This is a genomic window from Pseudoalteromonas sp. Angola-30, assembly GCF_028599215.1.
Taxonomy (GTDB): Bacteria; Pseudomonadota; Gammaproteobacteria; order Enterobacterales; family Alteromonadaceae; genus Pseudoalteromonas; species Pseudoalteromonas atlantica.
On record NZ_JAQREI010000002.1, the window covers coordinates 446,326 to 467,039 of the forward strand.

20 protein-coding genes are annotated in these 20,714 nt (G+C 41.1%); 12 read left to right on the forward strand and 8 right to left on the reverse strand.

Annotation, left to right across the window (positions count from 1 at the left end):
* Positions 1-11 precede the first annotated feature (11 nt).
* Entirely contained in the window at positions 12-1,967 is a 1,956-nt protein-coding gene (locus PSH54_RS05000; RefSeq protein WP_273605613.1) for a TonB-dependent receptor domain-containing protein, read from the reverse strand.
* A 108-nt stretch (positions 1,968-2,075) separates the two neighbouring features.
* Complete coding sequence (locus PSH54_RS05005; RefSeq protein ID WP_273605614.1) at positions 2,076-2,990, reverse strand: LysR family transcriptional regulator; 915 nt, start codon at positions 2,988-2,990, stop codon at positions 2,076-2,078.
* A 143-nt stretch (positions 2,991-3,133) separates the two neighbouring features.
* Here PSH54_RS05005 and PSH54_RS05010 point away from each other — a divergent pair, with 143 nt between their 5' ends.
* On the forward strand, positions 3,134-3,457 hold the full coding sequence (locus tag PSH54_RS05010) for a LysR substrate-binding domain-containing protein (RefSeq protein WP_273605615.1): 324 nt from the start codon (positions 3,134-3,136) through the stop codon (positions 3,455-3,457).
* A gap of 1 nt (position 3,458) precedes the next feature.
* On the opposite strand, the gene PSH54_RS05015 is transcribed toward PSH54_RS05010, so the two are convergent.
* Positions 3,459-4,298 (reverse strand): LysR family transcriptional regulator, encoded by an 840-nt coding sequence (locus tag PSH54_RS05015; protein WP_308200735.1) that lies wholly within the window; start codon positions 4,296-4,298, stop codon positions 3,459-3,461.
* A gap of 155 nt (positions 4,299-4,453) precedes the next feature.
* Here PSH54_RS05015 and PSH54_RS05020 point away from each other — a divergent pair, with 155 nt between their 5' ends.
* Together PSH54_RS05020 and PSH54_RS05025 are read left to right on the forward strand one after the other, a co-directional pair.
* A complete protein-coding gene (locus tag PSH54_RS05020; protein WP_248533094.1) occupies positions 4,454-5,422 on the forward strand; it encodes an aldo/keto reductase in 969 nt (322 codons plus the stop codon).
* 20 nt (positions 5,423-5,442) lie between these two features.
* Complete coding sequence (locus PSH54_RS05025; RefSeq protein ID WP_096740078.1) at positions 5,443-7,182, forward strand: alpha-amylase family glycosyl hydrolase; 1,740 nt, start codon at positions 5,443-5,445, stop codon at positions 7,180-7,182.
* A gap of 59 nt (positions 7,183-7,241) precedes the next feature.
* On the opposite strand, the gene PSH54_RS05030 is transcribed toward PSH54_RS05025, so the two are convergent.
* Entirely contained in the window at positions 7,242-9,311 is a 2,070-nt protein-coding gene (locus PSH54_RS05030) for a bifunctional 2',3'-cyclic-nucleotide 2'-phosphodiesterase/3'-nucleotidase (protein ID WP_273605616.1), read from the reverse strand.
* 135 nt (positions 9,312-9,446) lie between these two features.
* Here PSH54_RS05030 and PSH54_RS05035 point away from each other — a divergent pair, with 135 nt between their 5' ends.
* The 6 genes from PSH54_RS05035 to PSH54_RS05060 all read left to right on the forward strand — a co-directional run bounded on the left by PSH54_RS05035 (position 9,447) and on the right by PSH54_RS05060 (position 14,304).
* The gene (locus PSH54_RS05035; protein ID WP_273605617.1) at positions 9,447-10,880 is read left to right on the forward strand and encodes an amidohydrolase family protein; all 1,434 of its coding nucleotides are present in this window, start codon (positions 9,447-9,449) and stop codon (positions 10,878-10,880) included.
* A 19-nt stretch (positions 10,881-10,899) separates the two neighbouring features.
* Complete coding sequence (locus tag PSH54_RS05040) at positions 10,900-12,189, forward strand: M20 family metallopeptidase (protein WP_273605618.1); 1,290 nt, start codon at positions 10,900-10,902, stop codon at positions 12,187-12,189.
* Positions 12,190-12,291: 102 nt separating this feature from the next.
* On the forward strand, positions 12,292-12,903 hold the full coding sequence (locus PSH54_RS05045; protein ID WP_029771731.1) for a TetR/AcrR family transcriptional regulator: 612 nt from the start codon (positions 12,292-12,294) through the stop codon (positions 12,901-12,903).
* 30 nt (positions 12,904-12,933) lie between these two features.
* Complete coding sequence (locus PSH54_RS05050; RefSeq protein WP_029771733.1) at positions 12,934-13,344, forward strand: GFA family protein; 411 nt, start codon at positions 12,934-12,936, stop codon at positions 13,342-13,344.
* Between the two features lie 15 nt (positions 13,345-13,359).
* Positions 13,360-13,806 (forward strand): RidA family protein, encoded by a 447-nt coding sequence (locus PSH54_RS05055; protein WP_029771736.1) that lies wholly within the window; start codon positions 13,360-13,362, stop codon positions 13,804-13,806.
* Positions 13,807-14,079: 273 nt separating this feature from the next.
* Complete coding sequence (locus PSH54_RS05060) at positions 14,080-14,304, forward strand: hypothetical protein (RefSeq protein ID WP_004588490.1); 225 nt, start codon at positions 14,080-14,082, stop codon at positions 14,302-14,304.
* Here the strand turns inward: PSH54_RS05060 and PSH54_RS05065 are convergent.
* Positions 14,301-15,503, reverse strand: a complete 1,203-nt coding sequence (locus PSH54_RS05065) for an MFS transporter (protein WP_273605619.1) — start codon at positions 15,501-15,503, stop codon at positions 14,301-14,303. The two genes, PSH54_RS05060 and PSH54_RS05065, sit on opposite strands and share 4 nt — an antisense overlap.
* A gap of 101 nt (positions 15,504-15,604) precedes the next feature.
* Here PSH54_RS05065 and PSH54_RS05070 point away from each other — a divergent pair, with 101 nt between their 5' ends.
* A complete protein-coding gene (locus tag PSH54_RS05070) occupies positions 15,605-16,387 on the forward strand; it encodes an AraC family transcriptional regulator (protein WP_273605620.1) in 783 nt (260 codons plus the stop codon).
* 15 nt (positions 16,388-16,402) lie between these two features.
* Here the strand turns inward: PSH54_RS05070 and PSH54_RS05075 are convergent, their stop codons facing one another.
* The 3 genes from PSH54_RS05075 to PSH54_RS05085 all read right to left on the reverse strand — a co-directional run bounded on the left by PSH54_RS05075 (position 16,403) and on the right by PSH54_RS05085 (position 19,898).
* The gene (locus tag PSH54_RS05075) at positions 16,403-18,463 is read right to left on the reverse strand and encodes a TonB-dependent receptor (protein WP_273605621.1); all 2,061 of its coding nucleotides are present in this window, start codon (positions 18,461-18,463) and stop codon (positions 16,403-16,405) included.
* Positions 18,464-18,537: 74 nt separating this feature from the next.
* Complete coding sequence (locus PSH54_RS05080) at positions 18,538-19,194, reverse strand: YoaK family protein (RefSeq protein ID WP_064386357.1); 657 nt, start codon at positions 19,192-19,194, stop codon at positions 18,538-18,540.
* An 11-nt stretch (positions 19,195-19,205) separates the two neighbouring features.
* On the reverse strand, positions 19,206-19,898 hold the full coding sequence (locus PSH54_RS05085) for a substrate-binding periplasmic protein (RefSeq protein WP_273605622.1): 693 nt from the start codon (positions 19,896-19,898) through the stop codon (positions 19,206-19,208).
* 118 nt (positions 19,899-20,016) lie between these two features.
* On the opposite strand from PSH54_RS05085, the gene PSH54_RS05090 reads away from it, so the two are divergent.
* Both PSH54_RS05090 and PSH54_RS05095 read left to right on the forward strand, forming a co-directional pair.
* Positions 20,017-20,265 (forward strand): TIGR03643 family protein, encoded by a 249-nt coding sequence (locus PSH54_RS05090; RefSeq protein WP_004588496.1) that lies wholly within the window; start codon positions 20,017-20,019, stop codon positions 20,263-20,265.
* Positions 20,266-20,341: 76 nt separating this feature from the next.
* The gene (locus tag PSH54_RS05095) at positions 20,342-20,704 is read left to right on the forward strand and encodes a hypothetical protein (protein WP_024031662.1); all 363 of its coding nucleotides are present in this window, start codon (positions 20,342-20,344) and stop codon (positions 20,702-20,704) included.
* Positions 20,705-20,714 lie beyond the last annotated feature (10 nt).

Below are 20,714 nucleotides of genomic sequence, written 5' to 3' on the forward strand. Positions count from 1 at the left end.
AAATTATTAAATTAAAAAACGTAAGACGCGCTTAATTTAACATTACGACCCGCTTCGTAATCTTGCACTGTGTCGCTTGAGTATGAAGCGTGAGAGTAATACGTTTTATCAAAAATATTCTCAACACCTAAGGTCATGCTTAGTGCTTCAAGCTGGCTTGGTAGCCACTGCATGCTGATGTTATGAACCTGATAACCCACTTTATGAATATCAGCACCGCTTGATACTGAGTCATCAGTTCTGTTAACTAGGCTGGTCCAGTTAAATTTCAAGTCGTATTTTGGTACTTCGTAGCCAAGGTTTAGTGAAATGCTATCACCTACTTCATAACGCAGTTGCTCGCCTGTCTCTAGTTGTTCAGAGTCTGACTTAGAGTAACTTAAACGCGCACTAAATAGCGCTTTACGCAGTGAAAGCGTTGATTCAAAACCATCTATATCGTAATCACCCGAGTTTTCATAGGTACCAATTGGGCGACCTTTACCAATTGCCCAGTTGTCTATGTAATCTTCAATACGGGTTTTAAACAGGTTTAATGAAAAACCAAATGAGTCTAAGCCCATAATGTTTTGATCTTTAAAGGCAAAACCAATGGCGTTATTTACACCGGTTTCTGCTTTTAGGTCTTTATCAAAGTTAGTGCTGTAATCAACATAGCTTTCGCGCAAGCCAGGACCTTGAAACAGCTCTGTAGAGCTTGCGTTAACACTCCAGTTATCGTTAATTAGGTATTTAGCCGCTAAACCAAACGTTAACTCGTTCCACGATTTATCTAACGAATCGTTAGTACCGGCTGAGTACATGTCTACTTTAAAGTAGTTGTAACGCACGCCAGGGGTTACAAATAACTGATCGGTTACAGCGATTTCGTCTTCAATATAAATAGCGTGAGAGTCGGCAGTGTCTTTATTGGTTTGTACGTGGTTTTCGATACGTTTTGATACTTGCTCATACCCTTCGCCGCCGTAGCGTAATGTATGGTTAAACCCAGCAAGTGCAATTTTAGATGTTGCAAGGGCAGTGTAGCCCGTATGCTCAGAGTTACCCTCAGTTCCTAGTGCAATATAGCTTAGTTCGTTGCGATAAACGCTAGCGCGTAGGGTAATGGCATCGCCTTTATCTAGCTCGTAGGCAAGTGAAGTGCTGGTACGTGTGTAGTCAATATCTTCTGTTTGCGCGTCTGAATCTTCAGCAAAGCCTGCACCAAAGTTGGTTTTTACGTAGTAATCGCCTTCATCGTTATATCTGTCGTATGAGAACACTAAACGGTTACTCTCGTTTACATCCCAGCCGAGCTTGAATATGCCATCTACCGTGCGGCCTTCGTTACCTGTAACTTCTTTACCATTGCCGTTTTCAAAGTTATTTCTGTCGGTGTAGGTGTAGTAGGCAAGGGCGTCTATGTTGTCGGTTAGCTGACCATATACCGCTGCAGAGCCACCTGCGTAATCATTGGTACCTAAGTTTGTGTATAAGCGTGCGCCAAAATCTTCACCTGGCTCTAGTAAGTCTTTAGCGTCTTTGGTTTCAAAGGCTACACCACCAGAAAGGCCGCCAGTTAGCACCGAGTTAGTCCCTACTTTTATATCTACTGCTTTTAAAATATCAGCATTAATAAGTAAGTTTCCTGAGTGGTGGAACATATTATTGTTTTGGCTAATACCATCAACAGTAATGTTAAGGTCTAAATCGTCAACACCACGAATATTAATACCTTGTACAATAGAGTGCGAGCCACCTACGTCAATACCAGCTTGGTCACGGAGTAAATCACTTAAATGGTTGGCTTGTTTTCTTTCAATATCGTCTTGTAATAGCGAGTCATTAGTAATTGTTGTGCCCCATACTTCAATGGTTTCTGAGGTATCGGGAGCTTGATCTGCTAAGCTTATGAATGACATACCAGTACACAAAGTACCAATAACAACGTTAAGCGCGTGCTTATTAAATGGGAGCGTGTTTTTCATGGTGAGTATGTTTATCTAATTTTAATATTATTAAGAATGATTCGTATTAAAACGTTCACTGCCTTAAATGGCAATTTAAAATACATACCCTACATGAATAACAGTTATTTAAACTTCAAATACTTTATTTTTTACAAGCTCTCTAAACCATTGACATACAGGGTCATTATGGTGGCGTTGATGCCAGTATAAAGCAACTTGTGCATACTCTGAGCTAAGCTCTTGGGGCGGGGTTCTGGCAACTACGTCATGCTGTTGGCACACATCTGCAACAAAATGATTGGGCACATAAAATATTAAATCAGTGTTTTCAGCAATGCTGCCAATACTGTAAAAGTTTTTTAAGCGTATTGGCGTCGCTATATTATCAATGCCTAGCGCGGCAAAGTTTTGTGCAATAGTTAATGCTTTTTCACCCTGAATTGATATTTGCCCAAAATTACAATCACGCAATAAATCAACGCTTAATTCTTGTTTAGCCAGCCTGTGGGAGCGAGCCATTACTAATTTAAACTCGCGCTCAAACAACGGTTGTTGATATAACTTACCCTCTGAATTAGCGGGCTTGTGGCCAGTAATCACAAAGTGCGTATCGCCTTTAAGCAAATCAGAAAACTGCGGCTTAGGCAGGGTGTCTATTTCAAGGGTGATATTAGGCGCTTGCTCGCGAACATCTTTAATTATTGTTTTTATAAATAAATGCATTTGCGGCGGTAGGCCAAACAGTTTAATGGTGGCTGTGCTGGTTTTAGGGTCGAAGGTTTGCTTATTAACCAGTGTTTCTACCATATTTAAAATAGAATTTAGGTCTTGCTGAATTGATTGCGCTTTTGGTGTTAGCTCATACCCTCCAGCCATTCTTATTAATAATTGATCGTCAAACAAGGAGCGCAATTTACTTAACGAGCGGCTTATAGAAGGTTGGCTCATGCCTAAAGTTAAGGCGGTATTGCTAATATGTTTTTCGTTTAAAAGCTGCTTTAAAATAATAAGAAGGTTTAGATCGAGCTGATTTAAATTCATAGTTAGGTTTGCAAGTTATCAGTATTTCAAGCCATTATCCTAGCACTTAATTAGTTAGGTAGGTAAAGATGTTTATTTTTCAGGTGCTGAAATAGGCTTAATTGTTTTAATATGATCTAAAAAATTTTAATTGCCTTATAAACATGGTTGTCGCTAACGCAAAGCGTTGGAGTTATAGGCTTGATGGTAAGAATACCATTGTAAAAGTCTCAGGTAGTTTAGAGGTTAACGACTCACAAAGTTTAAAAGCGTTTGCTTTAGCAAGCCAAGGTATAGCGCAACTACCTAATTTTTACGTTAACCAAGCACTTAAAAGCGGTGAGCTGGTAGAGGTGCTAAGTGAATACGCGCCAAGCCCACTGCCTATTAATTTACTTTATCCGTCTCAACGTTTGTTAAGCCCAACTGTTAAAGCTTTAGTAGATTATTTAGTAAACCACTTATCACAATATAAAAGTAATTGGTAAGCTAGTTTCTAAACCAGTTGGTGGTAAATTTAATAAAATGGCTAATACGTGCTGATTCGTTAATTAGCTGAGGGTGAATTAAATACACATCAGATTGCGGATACTGTAACTGCGTTAATAGCGGCTTCAAAGTGTGCGCGTTAATTTCTAAATCTACTAAATACTCCGGGGTGTATATAATTCCTAGACCTTGCAGTGCAAGGTTTTTAAGCATGTGGTTATCGTTAATGCTTAGTTTTCCTTCAAGCTCAATGGCCCTATCGGAAAAATGCCACAGGCTAAATTGCGTGCTGGTTAAACAGCTATGCTTTAATAAATCTTCAACGTCGCTTGGCTCACCATTTTTAGCAATATAACTAGGCGAGGCACAGCACACCTGTTTATAACTAAATAGCTTTTTGGCAATCATGTTTTGGGGCGGATTAAGGGTTGATCTAAATGCAATATCGTAATTGCTTTGAATCAAATTGTGAGGGGTGTAGCTGCAGTCTATATTAAATTTAACATCAGGGTACTCTTGGTTAAATTGCTCGCAAATAGTTAGCAGGTATCTATTGGTAAATTGGCTCGGCGCGGTAATTCTAATGTTGCCGGCAATAGCCTCGTGTTCATGGGCTAAGGTTCGTTCAAGCTCTAATAATGTGCTTTTAATATTTCCCATACAACTAAGCACATGCTTTCCCTGCGGGGTGAGCTTTACACTGCGGGTTGTGCGAATAAGTAGGGCTCTTTGGTATTCTTTTTCGAGCGCTTTTATTTGCTCAGACAAATACCCTCGGGAGATCCCAAGCGCTAAAGCTGCCTTTGAAAAGCTTAAGTGTTTGGCTACTTCGTTAAACAAAAATAACCGTTCAAATTTTTTATGTTCTCTCAGCATATAAATGAGCACTGTGTTTTTATTGTTTGTTATAGCAAATAATGAGTTTTATTTTTAGTATTTAGTTGAATAATTTAATCGGTAAACTACAAGTCACTCTTTTTTAATACCGATAACTCATGACCAATAAAACTATTTCTCAATTTATACCCAATGCTAGCGAACTTATTTATGGCTGTATGGGCTTGGGTGGTGGCTGGAATAACAACCCAATAACCAAAGCCGATATAAACCAAGCACATACAGTAGTAGAGGCAGCGCTTGAAAATAACATTAATTACTTTGACCATGCTGATATTTATACTTTTGGTAAAGCAGAGCAGGTATTTGGTGAAGTTTTAAAAACGCGCACCGACCGTGATAAGTTAATTATTCAATCTAAATGCGGTATTCGCTTTGAAGATGAGCATGGCCCAAAGCGTTATGACCTTTCAGGACAGTGGATAGAGCAAAGTGTAAATAAAAGTTTAGCGCAGCTAAAAACAGACTACTTAGATGTACTTATTCTGCACAGACCCGACCCACTCATGTGCCCTCAGGAAATTGCTAGCACTTATAAAAAACTAAAAAGCCAAGGCAAGGTACGTTTTTTAGGGGTGTCTAATATGCAGCAACATCAAATAAAAGCCATTCAACAAGCCCTGTCAGAGCCACTTATTTTGAATCAAGTAGAAATGAGCTTATTAAAAAATGACTGGGTTGAAGAGGGCATATATGCTGGTAACGCGCAAGGCGCAAATATTAACTTTACGCCGGGCTTAATCGAGTTTTGCCAGCACGAGAATATACAGCTGCAGGCGTGGGGAAGTTTATGCCAAGGGTTGTTTTCGGGTGCTGATATAACCGGCGCTGAAACCCGTATTAAAAACACGTACCAATTAGTACAAAGCTTAGCTGCGCAGTACGAAACAAGTGCAGAAGCCATTGTACTGGCATGGTTAAACAGGCACCCTGCAGACATTCAATCTGTTATAGGGACTACTAACACTGCGCGTATTAAAGCGTGTGCACAAGTAAACAAAATACAATTAACGGCCGCTCATTGGTATGCACTTTACGAAAGTGTAAAAGGTTGCGAGCTGCCATAGTTTAGTAAAGGAGCACTAAAATGATAAAAAACACACTAACAACATTTTTACTAAGCACTGTAGTGGCATTAACGGCCTGTAAAAGTAATCAGCCACCAGCGGCCGATAACGCAAACACTGCAAGCACTGATAATTATTTACAGCGCGATGTACGCGACGATATATTTTATTTTGTATTACCTGATCGTTTTAATAATGGCGATCCGCAAAATGATAATGGCAGCAATGAGCATGCTATTTCGGCTGGTGGGTTAAATTTAACAACCACCAGTGGTTTTCATGGTGGAGATATAACAGGCATTGAACAAAAGCTCGACTACTTAGAAGCGCTAGGGGTTACAGCAATTTGGATGACGCCTTTATTACGCAACCAAGCGATTCAATCAGACGGTGTTGCGCACCATGGTTATTGGATTGTCGATTTTAGCGAAATAGACCCGCACTTTGGTGGGAATGCTTCTTTAAAAAAGCTAATTGATGCAGCTCATAAAAAAGGCATTAAAGTATTTTTTGACATTATTACTAACCACACAGCCGATATTATTCGTTACGACGAATGCCACATGCCAAACGGTCAATTTAAAGCAGGTTTAACGCATTGTGAGTATAAAGCGCTAAATAACCCTAAGCCGTATAGCCCATTTATTCCTGAGCACTTAAAAAATGTTAAGTACCCACAGTGGCTAAACAATGTCGATTATTATCACAACCAAGGCGACAGCACCTTTAGTGGTGAAAGCTCACTTAATGGTGATTTTAACGGCCTAGACGATTTAAAAACAGAGCATCCGCAGGTGGTGAGCGGCATGGTCGATATTTATCAAAATTTAATAAAAGAGTTTAAGCCCGACGGCTTCAGAATCGATACCGTACGCCATGTAAATCTCGAGTTTTGGCAAACATTTACACCTGCTATTATTGATTACGCTAAAGCGCAAGGGATTCCAAATTTTCATGTGTTTGGTGAGGTGTACGACCCTAATCCTAAAAACCTAAGTGTATTTACTACAGAAGGTAAAATTCCATCGGTGCTTGATTTTGCATTTCAAAAAATAGCGGCCGATGTGTTTTTTAAAGGACAGAACCCAAGCGCCATTAGCGAGCTATTTGCACAAGACTCACTATACCAAGATGAAGACAGCCAAGCCGATTTACTTATGACCTTTTTAGGGAACCACGACATGGGCAGACCTGGCTTATTTATAAACCAAACATTTGATCACGAAAGTGATGAGCTTAAATTAAAGCGCAGCCAATTAGCGCATGCATTTATGTTTTTATCTCGCGGTATACCGGTTATTTATTATGGCGATGAACAAGGTTTTACAGGCGATGGCCACGATATTGATGCACGCGAAGATATGTTTGCATCAAATGTTGCAAGCTATAACGACAATAACCTTATAGGCACCACGCAAACAACGGCCGATAATAACTTTAACCAGCAGCACCCATTATTTAAAACTATTGCGCAATTAAGTAAGTTACGAAAAAATCACGAAGGGCTTCGCCGCGGTGAATACAACGACTTATTTTTTGCTAAAAACACTGGCATGTTTGCGTTTTCACGCACAGTAAAAGGTGCAGAGCAGGCGTATATTATTGTGTTTAATAGCGAAAAAACGCCACAAACAATAGAGTTTAATAGCCCGTATAAACACTTTTCGCCTCTTGTAGCTGCTGAGCAACTTGAGCAACAAAATGGCAAGTTAACGGTCACTTTAAAAGGGCTAAGCTATAGTGTGTATATTGCTAAATAATTAAGGGTTTAGGTTAAGTAAAAGCCAGCTGCTAAGCTGGCTTTTTTATGCCTTAAAGGTTATTGCTTTAAATCTATGGTGTATAGTGCAAAACCATTTTCGTCTGTTTTAAGTGGTGAGGTAGGCGCAACAGCAGGGAGTGTTTGTGCAATAGTAGCTACCTCATCAAGCGGTGATGTTCTAAACACAACGTTTAGCTCTGTGCTGGTGGTCACGGTGCTAAAGCGCCAGTTATTATCGGCCGAAGGGTCAATACTGCCTGTGCTACTTTTAGCGGCTTCGCTAATAATATAACTACGCAGCACACCGCGGTTTTCATCTGGGCCTTCAAATGTTTCACGGCTAGTACCGTCAATCGCCGGGAAGTTACCGCCACCCGATGCACGATAGTTATTAGTTACAATTAAAAACTCTGCCTCTAAATCTATCGCTTCACCTTGGTATTGCAAGTTAGTAATGCGCGAATTGTTTTCACTTATTAATACCCCATCGTTGTCGTATCGTTTTGGCTGAGTGACGTCAATTTCAAAGGTAACGCCGTCAATAATGTCAAAGTTAAAAGTAGGAAAAGTGGTATCGAGTAGGTTTTGCTCAGCGCTGCTGTTTATATCAATCTGATTAAACTGACCTGCAGAGCGTTCAAGCCACTCTTTAACATCGCTACCTGTTACTTTTACCATACGAATAGTGTTTGGAAACACATACAAACTAACGGTATCTAGTAAGGTAATATCGCCTGCTTTTACATTGGTATAATCTTCAATACCATTGCGGCCAGCTCTAAAAGGGGCTGCTGCCGAAAGCACGGGTAAGCCATCAAGCTCAGTGCCTTGAATAAACGCTTTACCCCACGCTATTTGTGCATCTGATACTATTTGAATTGACGGGTCGTCTTGCACCAAAGCAAAAAAGCTATAAATTGGGTTTGAAATTTCAGCAAATGGTTCGCTCACCCAATCAATCGTTGCTTGGTGTTCAAGCTCAATTGCTGCGGCTACATCGGTATCTACAGCAGCTAAATCAATAAAGTCGCCGTTTTCATCTGTACCACTAATGGCGCGGGTTTCTACTTTTGAGCTGGTTACTTCCCAGCCGCCTTCATCGTTTGGCTCAACAATTAAATCAATAACCCCTAAGTTATTGCCAAAAAAGCCAGGCATAACAGCCGGTACGCCATTAAGTTTACCGTTTACGTTATCAATCCCCGCCGATTCATAGCCATCGTACGACGAATCACCCGGAAACAAACGGTGGTTATGACCAAACAATATGGCGTCTACGTCATCTACTTTAGACAGGTAAAGGGCCGTATTTTCAGCGAGGTCTTCTTGGGCGCTGGCTGTTAACCCAGAGTGCGGAATGGCAATAATAATATCGGCACCTTGTGCTTTCATTTGTGGAATGAACTTTTCAGCAGTAGCAACAATATCTTTTGCAATGACCTTACCTTGTAAGTGAGCGCTATCCCATTGCATAATTTGCGGTGGGGTAAGGCCTAAGTAACCAATTTTAATTGTTTGTTCGTTGCCGTTTATATCAAATACGGTTTTATCTTGAAGGTAGTACGGTGTGTAACGGTTTTCATCGTTGCTGTCGTCATCATCACCATCATCAACGTATACATTGGCATTAATATACGGGAAGTCGGCACCACTTAATGTGGCATCTAAAAACTCTAAGCCAAAATTAAATTCATGGTTTCCTAAGTTAGCAACATCGTAATCAAGCAAGTTCATTGCTTTAAAGGCCACATGGGTTGCGCCATTTAAAATATCGTCTTTACGTACAATCGCTTCGTAATCGCCAAGCGGGCTGTTTTGAATTAAATCACCATTATCAACAAGTACACTGTTTTGCACTTCATTGCGGGCTTCTTTTATAAGGGTAGCGGTATTAACAAACCCTAAGGTTTCTGATGGGGCTTGTGCAAAGTAATCGTAGTTAGATAAATACATGTGTATGTCGGTTGTTTCCATCACGCGCAAAGTAACCGGTGCAGGTTCTGGTGTTTCCACAACGACAGGGTCGTTATTATCGTCATCATCAATGTCGCAGCCACTCAATGCGAGTGCAATAGTCAGTGCCAATGTTGATTTTAAAACGTGCTTTTTAGCGATTCGATTTTTCATAGTCATTCCGTGTAATTTAAAAAGAGTACAGTAAAAAAGATTTATTAAAGTATGATGAATTAAAATGTGAATCCAGATTTACATTTTTGGGTGGTGCATTTATAGTAATGTCTTCTACCAAGATGAGCACACACTATGAGTATATCTATGTACGCATTTAAAAAAATTAAAAAATCTTTATTATTAATTGCTTGCGCTTTAACTAGCTTTACAAGTTATGCAGTTGATGAGCAATTTGTACGTTATCAAGCGGGGCGTTATGCAATTAAAAATATCACGTTAATCGATGGCACCGGCAAACCGGCACAAACTAATCAAACGGTTGTAATAAATAAAAATAAAATTGTGAATATAGGCGCCACAGCAGAAGTAGGCGTCGCTAAAGGTGTGAATATTATTGACGGTAGTGGAAAAACATTAATTCCGGGATTGGTGATGATGCATGAGCACATGTTTTATCCAACTGGCAAGGCTCATTACACCGAAATGCTTTACAGCTTTCCTCGCCTATATTTAGCAGGCGGTGCAACCACAATTCGTACTGCTGGCACCACTGCACCATATGCTGATTTAAAATTAAGAGATGATATAAACGCAGGTAAAAGTTTAGGCCCAGATATAGATGTAACGGCGCCGTATTTAAATGGCCCCGGTTTACCTATTTTAAAAATAAAGTCGCTACGCGATGCAGACGATGCTAAAAAAATGATGGACTACTGGGGCTTAGAGGGGGTTACCTCATATAAAGCGTATATGCATATTAATCAAAATGAGCTTGATGTTGTTATTAAAAAAGCGCACGAGCAAAATAACAAAGTAACGGCTCATTTATGTTCAGTTACATACCGTGAAGCAGCCGCTTTAGGTATTGATAACCTAGAACATGGCTTTTTTGCCGCCACCGACTTTGTTAAAAACAAACAAAAAGATGTATGCCCAAGTAATAAAGAGGTACAGCAATCGTTTGTTGAGTTAGATATAAACTCGCCAGAAGTAACGAGTCTAATAAATTACTTAGTGGCTAAAAATGTAGTACTTACCTCTACACTTACTGTATTTGAAACCTTTACTAAAGGTCGCCCTAAAGCCTACCCAAAAGCACTTGATGCATTAATACCGCAAGTACGTGATCAGTACGAGTCGCGCTTTGAAAAAATAGCAAAGCAGAGCGAATCTAGTTGGCCTTTAGTATTTAAAAAAATGATGCAGCTAGAAAAAATGTTTGTAGCCGCTGGTGGTAAATTAATGGTGGGCACCGACCCAACAGGTTATGGCGGCGTTATTGCTGGCTTTTCCAACCAGCGTGCAATTGAATTACTCGTAGAGGCTGGGTTTATGCAGCCACAAGCAATAAAAATAGCTACGTTAAATGCAGCGCAGTATTTAAATAAGCAAAATACAATAGGTAGTATTGAAGTAGGTAAACATGCCAACTTGGTTATTGTTAATGGCGACTTTGCTAAAGATGCGTCGGCGATTCGTAATATGGAAACTGTATTTAAAAATGGTGTAGGCTATAACTCAACAGCACTTTTCGATAACACTAAATCGGTTGTTGGGCTTCATTAAAATAATAAAGGAAATCAGGATGAAAAAATCACTACTTTCGGTGGCATTAGGTTTTGCTGCACTTGGTGCGTTTAACGCGCAGGCAAACCTTGATCAACACGTTAAAAATGTAGAGCAGCAGGTAATTGAATGGCGACGCGACTTTCACCAAAACCCTGAGCTTGGTAATCGCGAAACGCGTACCGCAGGCATTGTGGCTAAACATTTAAAGTCGTTAGGTATGCAAGTACAAACCGATATTGCTTACACCGGTGTTGTTGGTATTTTAAAAGGCGCAAAGCCTGGCCCTACAGTAATGCTACGCGCCGATATGGATGCGCTACCGGTAACAGAAAAAACAGATGTGCCATTTAAATCAACCAAAACCACAAATTTCCGTGGCGTTGATGTAGGCATAATGCACGCTTGTGGCCACGACACGCACGTAGCTATGCTAATGGGCGCAGCCGAAGTATTAGCAAATATGAAAGATGAATTGCATGGCAACATCATGTTTGTGTTTCAGCCTGCTGAAGAGGGCGCACCTTTAGGCGAAGAGGGCGGTGCAGAGCTAATGCTTAAAGAAGGTATATTTAAAAAATATAAACCTGACGTAGCATTTGGCCTGCATATTACATCGAGCCTACATACGGGGAAAATTGGCTATCGAAGTGGGCCGTTTATGGCCAGTGCCGATCGCTTTGAAATAACTGTACATGGTCGCCAAGCGCATGGCTCAGCACCGTGGACAGGCGTTGACCCTATTGCTGCCGCTGCGCAAATTGTAACGGGCGTTAACCATATTGTTAGCCGCCAAGTAAATATAACCAAAGAGCCTGCTATTGTGTCGTTTGGTAAAATTGCCGGTGGTGTGCGTAATAATATTATTCCTGAAGAAGTTGAAATGGTTGGCACTATTCGTAATTTTGATATGGATAATCGCGCGCAAATCTTTGAAAATATTAAAACAACCGCTACACATATTGCTAAATCATCGGGGGCAACGGCCGATGTGCATATTCACGAAGGTTACCCAGTAACGGTTAATAACCCTGAACTTACTGCGCAAATGTTACCTAGCCTTGAAAAAGCAGCCGGTAAACAAAACGTGCAAGAAATGGGTAAAATAACCGGCGCAGAAGACTTTTCGTTTTATGCCCTAGAAATACCCAGTGTATTTGTATTTTTAGGTGGAACGCCTGCAGAACAAGACTTGAAAACGGTAGCAAGTAACCACTCACCTTATTTTTATGCCGATGAGTCATCGTTTAAAGTGGGTACCAAAGCGCTTAGCCAATTAGCGGTAGATTATTTAAATAGCCAAAAATAACGACATAACTACCCAGCGAGTAATGTAATTGCTGGCTGGGTATTGTTGTTTATATTAACAAGCTGCACTATGTGTGCACTTTAACCTAACACGATTAAATTTATGTCTGATCAACCCTTTTTGGCACCTAAGCAACAACGCAGTCAACAAACCCAAGAAAAACTATTAAAAGCGCTGCATCACAGTTTAAAAAGTAAGTTTTTTGAGCACATAAGTATAAAAGAGCTGGCCGATTACGCCGAGGTGTCGGTAGGTACGTTTTACCGTCGCTTTAAAAATAAAGAGTCGCTGCTGCCCATGTTGTATCAAGACTTTGGTATTGCATTAGATAACTGGGTAACAGAGCTTGAGGCGCAGCACTATAAAAACTTAGACGATGTAGTTAACACTTTATGCCATAAAACCTATGTGTTTTTATCATCACAGCAGGGGGTATTTAGAACGCTACATTTAAATTCGCGTTTGCACAGCGAGTTATTAGGCAGTGATAAACACATAAACAGGCGAGTAATTTATCAGCGTTTAGCGCAATTAATTAGCCAAACAGATACCAAAGTGAGCGAGGCGGCGGCAGGTACGGCAGTATTTTTAATTGTCAGCTCATTGCTTGATAAAGTGCTGTATCACGATTTAACCCCTGCGATAGCCTGTGATTTATCGGCGCAGCAATACGCGCAAGAACTACCTAAAATTATTTTAGCTTATTTAGGTTAAACACCTTTAAACATGCTCAAGGAGAGTAAAATGAAAATTACTGGAAGCTGCTATTGTGGTGAAATTAAATACCAAGCTCAGTCGCAAAATAATAACGTACTTGTATGTCATTGTAGCGATTGCCAACGCATGTCGAGTGGGCCATTTAGAGCGGTAATTATGGCTGAGCCAAACTCGGTGGTATTTACTAAAGGCGAGCCAAAAGAGTATGTTAAAACAGCACAAAGCGGTAATAAACGCGCACAAGGTTTTTGTGGTACGTGCGGCACTACACTTTACGCAACCAACGAAGCAAAAGCCGATAGAGTGTACGGCCTGCGCATAGGGGCCGTTGATCAGCGCGATGAATTTACCCCAGCTGCGCAAATTTGGTCGCAGTCAACGCTTACATGGCTAAACGATTTACACCAAGTGCCGGCTTTTGAAACTACACCTAAATAAACAGGTAGGCTATTAATGAAAACACTGACAAAAACAGCCTTATTAGCAAGTGTACTACTGACGAGTTTTGCGCAGGCAAAACCCAGTAATGTCGACTTTTTAAATACAGGCAAAGCTAATCCTAACTTACCATTTTCGCAAATAGTAAAAGCCGGTAATACGCTTTATATGTCGGGGCAAATAGGGATTAACCCTGCAACCGGTAAGTTAGCAGCGGGTGGTTTTGAAGGTGAAGCTAAGCAAACCCTTGAAAACATTAAGCGCACTTTAGAGCAGCATAACTACAGCATGAGCAATATTGTAAAGTGCACTGTTATGCTTACCAATATTAGCGATTTTAAAGCGTTTAACGCTATTTATACGCAATACTTTAGTGCGCCGTATCCTGCACGTAGTGCATTTGCAGTAAACGCGTTAGCCCTTGATTCGTTAGTAGAAGTAGAGTGTATTGGTGCTGTATAACACCAATCGACTTAAATATTTAATCATTCTAACGTGCTAAATAGAGCGCTAACAGCGTTGTAAATTTCTTATGTAGAACAACTGCATGTCGATATTCATGCTTTGTTATCACGCTATTTATCTGTCGCTATAAATGCCTAATAACTTAACACGATTGGTGTAAGTAATTTTAGGTTGCGTAATTTTATAAAGATAACGTTGCATTTTAAATTTGTGTGAAATTTTTTTAACCAAATGACTGTCTATTTATAAGACAGTCATTTGGAGAAAATTATGTGTAGTTCACCGAAAAGTAGCCGAGCAGTTAAAAAGTCAGCCATTAACTTTAATGACGAACTAACCCAAGAGCAGCGTTTGCGTTTTGCTGCAAAAGCTAATTTAGCACAGCTGCGCCGCGAGCAACGTCAAGCCGCTAATAAGCGCTTTGAGCAAAAGCATCGCCCCGCAAAAAAGCCAGCAACGGGCTTGTTTTCATGGTTACAGCAGCTAGTAAGTTAACTATTATTAAGCGTGGTGTTTTTGCCGCTAAACCATCCACATGTAGCACATAACACACCTGCACCTGCACATAACCAAAGCGGCGCACTCCAGCTGCCGGTACTTGTATGTAGCGCCCCAGCTACCATAGGGCCAATAGCCGCCAACAAATAGCCAATACTTTGTGACATACCCGAAAGCGAAGCCGCTTGCGTGGAGTTATCAGTACGTAGGCTAATAAACGACAGCCCTAAAATAAAACACGCCCCCGAGCTAAAGCCAAGTAGTAGCGTCCACACTAATGCAAAGCTTGGCATATAAAGTAGCCCTAGCGCACAGCACGCACTCAGTGATGCAAGTATAAAGCTAAGCGCACTTTGATCTTTTAATTTTCCTAGCAAAGGTATAAGCACAAGCCCAGGTATGGCGGTCGCAATTTGAAAAGCACCATGATACGCGCCTGCTTGCGTTGCGCTTTGGCCCGCTTCGGTGAGTATGCTAGGCAGCCAAGTAATAATGATGTAATTTAAAAATGAATTTAGCCCCAGTAACAAGGTAATTTGCCAAGCAAGTAGGTAGCGCCATACGCTTTTATTAAGTGTTGAGGCCTGTGCTGTTTGTGCCGGTTTTGTGTGTTTATTTAATTGCGCCATCCACACAATTAAAGTGGTAATTGTAATGAGTGCACTTGCCCCTAATGCAAACTGCCAACCTAACCCTTCATATTGGCTAAGCGGATAAACTAATGCTGAAAAGCCACCCGAGGCAATGCCCATAGTGAGTACATAAGCAGAGGTCATTACCGCTACTTTTGCCGCAAAGTCGCGTTTTATTATACTTGGTAGCAATACGTTAGCTATGGCAATACCTGCACCTATTATGGCTGTGCCTACAAAGAGCATAATGGATGAATTAACCACCCGTGCGGCAATACCCAGTAATATTAAAAATACAGCAAAAAACAATGTGCGCTCAAGCCCTTGGCGTTTAGCCAGGCTTGCAGCCATAGGCGATATAACGGCAAAGGCAATTAGCGGTAACGTGGTAATAAAGCCTGCTTGCGAAGCGGTTAAATTAAAATGCGCAATTATTTGTTCAAGCACAGGGGCAACCCCTGTAAAAGGCGCACGTAAATTGGCAGCAATAAGTAAAATACCTATTACAAGCAATACGCTTGAAAAGCGCGACATACCAGCATTGCTGTGAGGTGTGTGAGTCATTATTACAAAATAAGTTAGCTAATTATTGGCGCTAGTATAAACAAATCAGCAGTATTATAATTTAGCTATACTGACATTAAATAACTAAAAACTGACAAAATATGTTTGAGCCTAAAGGGTGGGGATACCTACAAAACTACGAGCACATGGTACAACCTATAATTGCCAAAGTAGATACCGCGCAAGGCAGTAAAGAATACCCGTTACACACTCACCCTAAGGGGCAGCTAATTTTAGCGCTTGATGGTTATGTTACCTGCGAAGCGGCTAACAAAATGTGGATGGTGCCAACGCACAGTGCTATTTGGGTACCTGCAAACACCTTACACAGCAATCGCGCATCTGATAACGCCAAATTATGTTTTGTATTTATTGATGCTAATAAGCACGGCATGCCACAGCATACCTGTACATTAGCAATAACGGGGCTGGTAAAAAGTTTAATGCTAAAACTAGCAAGCGAACACCAAGCCTATAATGAAGACACTAAAACAGCACGTTTAGCTCAGGTACTGTTTGATTTATTAATTGAAATGCCCGCCCAGCCGCTTGACTTTGTGTTATCTAAGCATACGGTTATTCAAGCAATGGGGCAGCAGTTACTCGCACAGCCAAATAATCGTAAAACCCTTGCGCAATGGGCACACGATTTTGCTTTAACCGAACGTACGTTGGCACGGCTTATAAAAAAGCAAACCGGTATGACCTTTGGTAAGTGGCGAATGCAATTACATATAATTACAGCGCTGCAGGCACTATCAGATGGACAAAGTGTACAGCAAGTGTCGGCATTATTGGGGTACGAATCGGTGAGTGCGTTTATAACTATGTTTAAAAAGGTAATGGGAAAATCGCCCACTAAATATATGGGCGATTTAAATTAATCTTTATACATGGTTTTACCACGTGTACGTAGCCGAAAGCATGGCGTTACGCGGTTTACCAGGGAAGTACCTATCGCTAGTAAAGCTGGTGTAATCTGCACGCTCTGCGTAAGCTTCGTCGGTAAGGTTAATTATACGTGCAAGCACTTCTAAATTATTGGTAACTTGCCACTTTGCACGCAAGCTTAAAATATCATGCCCCTCGTAGCTATGTAGGTTTTCTGGGTCGGTATAGTAACTACTTACGCTATGCCATTGCAGTGCAAGCGCTAGGTTATTAAAGGCTTGCCAAGTTAAATCAAGGTTAGCCACATTGCGAGGCGCGGTGTCTACGTTGTTACCGTTTATATTTAGCCCATTAATTAACTGATTATTGGTATACGTGTGCTTTGCATGCGTACCTGCAAATTGTAAGTTAAGCGTTTTGCTTAATGCATAATCTACTTCAAGCTCAATACCTCTGTGACGTGAACTGCCATCATTAACGTTAAAGAAGTCGCTATCGCGATAAATAGTATTGTGTTTGCTCATAGCATACACAGCCAATGCGTAACTTACATTGCTGTAATATCCTTTTAAGCCAAGCTCGGCATTATTGGCTATTTCGGGGGTTAAATCGGCGGTGGTTTGCTCGCGTTGTAATTGGTAAAGCTCTGCCGCTTGCGGCGCTCGGTAGCCACGCGAAAAGTTAGCGTATAGCGTATTGTTTTTGTTGACCTTGTAGCTCACGCCAAATTTAGGTGAGGTATTGCTAAAGCTATTTTTACCACTGGCTGGGCGACTATAACGGCAACCGCCAAAACCACATTCTGTGCCGTCTTCTGTTGTGCGCCCTGTGAGCATATTATTAGTGTAATCGTACTGCATATGCTCATACCTGAGGCCGGCGCTAATAAACCATTTATTTAATTGCCACTCAACTGATGCAAACGGCGCATACAGGGTTGCGTTTACATCGTAATCGTAGTGTTTGCCTTGCGGTACTGTGGCTACTAAAAATGCAGAGCCTTGAGTTGGCTCGTTTTGGCTTTGAGTAAAGTCGCTGCGGGTGTATTCGCCATCAAGCCCTAGGTTTACTTTTATATTACTTTGCAAGTTATGTTGATAAAGCGATTGCACACCTATGCCTGTTTGACTGTTAGTTTCAAGCGGGGTGCCAGGTAAAAAGTGCTTAAAAAAGTCCATGCTTTGGTCGCGCACATAAGGCGTAATAGAAAGCACATTGCCGTTTTTTAATTGCCACTGGGCGTTGCTCCACGCTCTAAATGAGCGGGCTTTTCTAAATGCATCGGGGTCAAAGTTTTGCTGTGCTATGTCTTCGTTTTTATAGCTTTCAAAACCCGTAATAAAGCCCGCAGTGTGCTGATCTAAATTTGTGTATGTGAGGCCAGAGGTAAGCAATAGGTTTGAGCGCTCAAAACGATGACGAATATTTATTTTTTGCTGTTTAACGCTTTCATCATCACGGTAACCAGTATCGTCGGTAACACTTGCGTTTATGCCAATACCACTGTTGCCGTAGTCTTGCCCAGCGCGAAGCTTATAACGGGCATATCCGTATGAGCCATAATCAAGCCCGACTAATCCACCGCCTTGGGTTGTATCAGGGGTTATTACGTTAATTACACCGTGTACGGAGTTTGAGCCATACAGTGCAGAGCCCGGCCCTTTTAATACTTCAATACGCTGCGCCATTTCGCTATGCGCTTCAAAAAGCTCGTTAATATTACAAAAGCCTGCAGCACGCAGTGGAATGCCATCTTCAAGGGTTAGTATGCCGCCACAGGCTGCCGCGCCCGAGAGCACCGGCGAGCGAAGTGCCGGTAGGTATTCTTGCCCATTTCCGCGCTGTACGTTAGCACCTGCAATACGTTGTAACGACTCTTCAACATGAGTAGGCGCAATGCTATTTAACTGCGCTTCAGATAAGGTGCTAATAGTAAGTGGATAGGGGGTAGCCAGTGCTTCTGTACGTGATGCGGTGGTCGTTATGGTTTCTATTGCATCATCGTTTTTATTATCAGCAAGTGCAACGTGGCTGAGAGGCAATAACAGCGGCAAAATATAAGGTTTCATACATTCCTTTAAGGTGAGTAACGCTTTATTAACGCCATGGTAAGGTGTTTTAAACAGTTTTTAAACCGGTTGCGTTAAAGTGCGCGTATTCTATATACCCGATAAGTTAGCGATAATATAAAGCAAGCCCCAGCGGGCACGGTTAAAGCAAGTAGGGCTAAGTGCTCATAAAGCATAAACCCGCACACTCCACCTAATAAAAAGCCGGCAATAATAAGTATAAATATTACGCCTTTGCGGGTATCAAAGGGTTCACCTTTTAGCGCCTTGCCTATCATTAAACCTAGGTCGGTAAAAATACCGGTTAAATGAGTGGTGCGCACTACTGCGCCGCTGTAGTTAGTGGCAAGGGCGTTTTGTAAACCACAGGCAGCAGAGGCAAGCGTAATGCCATAAACATGGGCGCGGCTGAGTAAATAGGCGCTTAAAAGCAGCAATAGGCCTTCAATAAATAATAGGGTGTCGTAATGGCGCCCCAGCTTTAACGAGCCGCCGGTAAGTAAAAAACCAGAAAGGGCAGAGCCAAGCATAAAGCTCAGCACTACAGCCAATAGCAATAGTGCGCTAGAGGCGTTAGTCATTAAGGTAATGCCAAGTAGCGTTACACTGCCCGAAAGGTGCGAAATAGCCTGATGCTCAAACCCTAATAACCCAATAGCGTTAACAATGCCAGCAATAAAGGCGAGTGTAAACGCGCCGTACTCAACCCATTTTGGTAATTTAGTTAACATTGCCTACCTTATTAATGCACACCGAATTGTGCTTTATAGCGCTTTATTTGCTCATCAACGAGTGCGGTGTCGACCATGCCGTGCTTAAAAGCAATATAAACAGGTAGGGCGTAGCCTTCAAGCTGCTTAGCATGAATGTTTTTATAGCCTTTTGAGTACCATAAACCGGCTTGATAATTAGTTATTGCGTAGTCAACACGCTGTTTATTAAGCAAATCAAACGTGGCTTTAGTGGAGAGTGAATGCATAAAGTTGCTTTGTTTAATATTATATTCTTTTGCCAGTACACTGGGTAATTTAACGCCTCTTAGCATAGCAATGCGTGAATTTGATAAGTCATTATTAAGGTTTGCTTTTTCTGTGCTAAATAAACCAAATTGAGTGGTGTGTAGCGGCTCAGTGGTAAATTCTAAATATTGCGCACGCTCGGTATTATTAGCCAACGCAAAGTAACAATCGTAGTAACCTAACGTCATTTCTTTTTTAATGCGTGCCCACGGTAAATGCACCACCTCAATGTTTAAATTTAAATTACGCTCTATAAAAGCTAAATAGTCTATGTCTATGCCCGTAAAGGTATGTGTTTCATCGTCATAAATTGTAAAAGGCGGGTAATGGGTAGTTGCACAGCGCAATGTTTTATTAGGCGCTGCTAATAAAAGCGAAGAAAAACTAAAAGCTAAAAGCAGCAGTAATGTGCGCATAAATGTAAATCCGATTTTTTCTTATGTTAGTGTGTTTATTATACAGTGATATTCGGTTTTGAGGGGATGATCTATGTATTTTTTCTTCTCGTATAAGTTTAAATTTTAAGAGATAACCATGTTTAACGCAGAGCAGCAATCGCGAATTATAGAAATGGCGTGGGAAGACAGAACCCCCTTTGAGGCTATAGAGCAGTTATACGGGCTTAATTATTCACAGCTGGTATTGTTTATGCGAGAGCATATTTCAAAGGGGAGTTTTAAAGTGTGGCGCAAACGCCACGCAGGGCGTAAAACCAAGCATTTAAAACTGCGAGACCCAGCCATAATGCGCAGCCATTGCAAAACACAGTACAAGCCGAGATAAATAGCTGCTTGCAGTTTCATATGATGTTCAGGCGTGTTTGATAATCTTTAGCTATTAACATTATTAGAGATTATTTATGAAAGCGTTTTTATATACGGTTTTTTTAGCGGGTGCCTTGGTTAGCGTTAATGCGCAGGCAAAGCCCGACAAAGACAATCACGGCCATAAAAATGGTCACCATAAACATCAGCAGCACAACTATAAAAGCAGTAAGAAACTATCTAAAAAGCAGCAAAAAAAGTTAGTACGTGCTGGGTGGACGCCACCAGGGTTAAGTAAGCGTTACCATAGAGGCGATTACTTAGACCGCAATGTATATAAACAAGGCCGCGTTATTGAACGTTCTAGAGATAATGGTACAGTAAGTATAAAAATAGACAGTACAGTTATACACATGGTGCACGATACCCGAGAAATACTTTCAATTTTAACTCGTTAAGTACAATTTA

What these genes read in the sequence shown, in the direction of transcription:
- PSH54_RS05000 (WP_273605613.1), bottom strand. Translation starts at nt 1,967, where the DNA reads ATGAAAAACACGCTCCCATTTAATAAGCACGCGCTTAACGTTGTTATT.
- PSH54_RS05005 (WP_273605614.1), bottom strand. Translation starts at nt 2,990, where the DNA reads ATGAATTTAAATCAGCTCGATCTAAACCTTCTTATTATTTTAAAGCAG.
- PSH54_RS05010 (WP_273605615.1), top strand. Translation starts at nt 3,134, where the DNA reads ATGGTTGTCGCTAACGCAAAGCGTTGGAGTTATAGGCTTGATGGTAAG.
- PSH54_RS05020 (WP_248533094.1), top strand. Translation starts at nt 4,454, where the DNA reads ATGACCAATAAAACTATTTCTCAATTTATACCCAATGCTAGCGAACTT.
- PSH54_RS05025 (WP_096740078.1), top strand. Translation starts at nt 5,443, where the DNA reads ATGATAAAAAACACACTAACAACATTTTTACTAAGCACTGTAGTGGCA.
- PSH54_RS05030 (WP_273605616.1), bottom strand. Translation starts at nt 9,311, where the DNA reads ATGAAAAATCGAATCGCTAAAAAGCACGTTTTAAAATCAACATTGGCA.
- PSH54_RS05035 (WP_273605617.1), top strand. Translation starts at nt 9,447, where the DNA reads ATGAGTATATCTATGTACGCATTTAAAAAAATTAAAAAATCTTTATTA.
- PSH54_RS05040 (WP_273605618.1), top strand. Translation starts at nt 10,900, where the DNA reads ATGAAAAAATCACTACTTTCGGTGGCATTAGGTTTTGCTGCACTTGGT.
- PSH54_RS05045 (WP_029771731.1), top strand. Translation starts at nt 12,292, where the DNA reads ATGTCTGATCAACCCTTTTTGGCACCTAAGCAACAACGCAGTCAACAA.
- PSH54_RS05050 (WP_029771733.1), top strand. Translation starts at nt 12,934, where the DNA reads ATGAAAATTACTGGAAGCTGCTATTGTGGTGAAATTAAATACCAAGCT.
- PSH54_RS05055 (WP_029771736.1), top strand. Translation starts at nt 13,360, where the DNA reads ATGAAAACACTGACAAAAACAGCCTTATTAGCAAGTGTACTACTGACG.
- PSH54_RS05060 (WP_004588490.1), top strand. Translation starts at nt 14,080, where the DNA reads ATGTGTAGTTCACCGAAAAGTAGCCGAGCAGTTAAAAAGTCAGCCATT.
- PSH54_RS05065 (WP_273605619.1), bottom strand. Translation starts at nt 15,503, where the DNA reads ATGACTCACACACCTCACAGCAATGCTGGTATGTCGCGCTTTTCAAGC.
- PSH54_RS05070 (WP_273605620.1), top strand. Translation starts at nt 15,605, where the DNA reads ATGTTTGAGCCTAAAGGGTGGGGATACCTACAAAACTACGAGCACATG.
- PSH54_RS05075 (WP_273605621.1), bottom strand. Translation starts at nt 18,463, where the DNA reads ATGAAACCTTATATTTTGCCGCTGTTATTGCCTCTCAGCCACGTTGCA.
- PSH54_RS05080 (WP_064386357.1), bottom strand. Translation starts at nt 19,194, where the DNA reads ATGTTAACTAAATTACCAAAATGGGTTGAGTACGGCGCGTTTACACTC.
- PSH54_RS05085 (WP_273605622.1), bottom strand. Translation starts at nt 19,898, where the DNA reads ATGCGCACATTACTGCTGCTTTTAGCTTTTAGTTTTTCTTCGCTTTTA.
- PSH54_RS05090 (WP_004588496.1), top strand. Translation starts at nt 20,017, where the DNA reads ATGTTTAACGCAGAGCAGCAATCGCGAATTATAGAAATGGCGTGGGAA.
- PSH54_RS05095 (WP_024031662.1), top strand. Translation starts at nt 20,342, where the DNA reads ATGAAAGCGTTTTTATATACGGTTTTTTTAGCGGGTGCCTTGGTTAGC.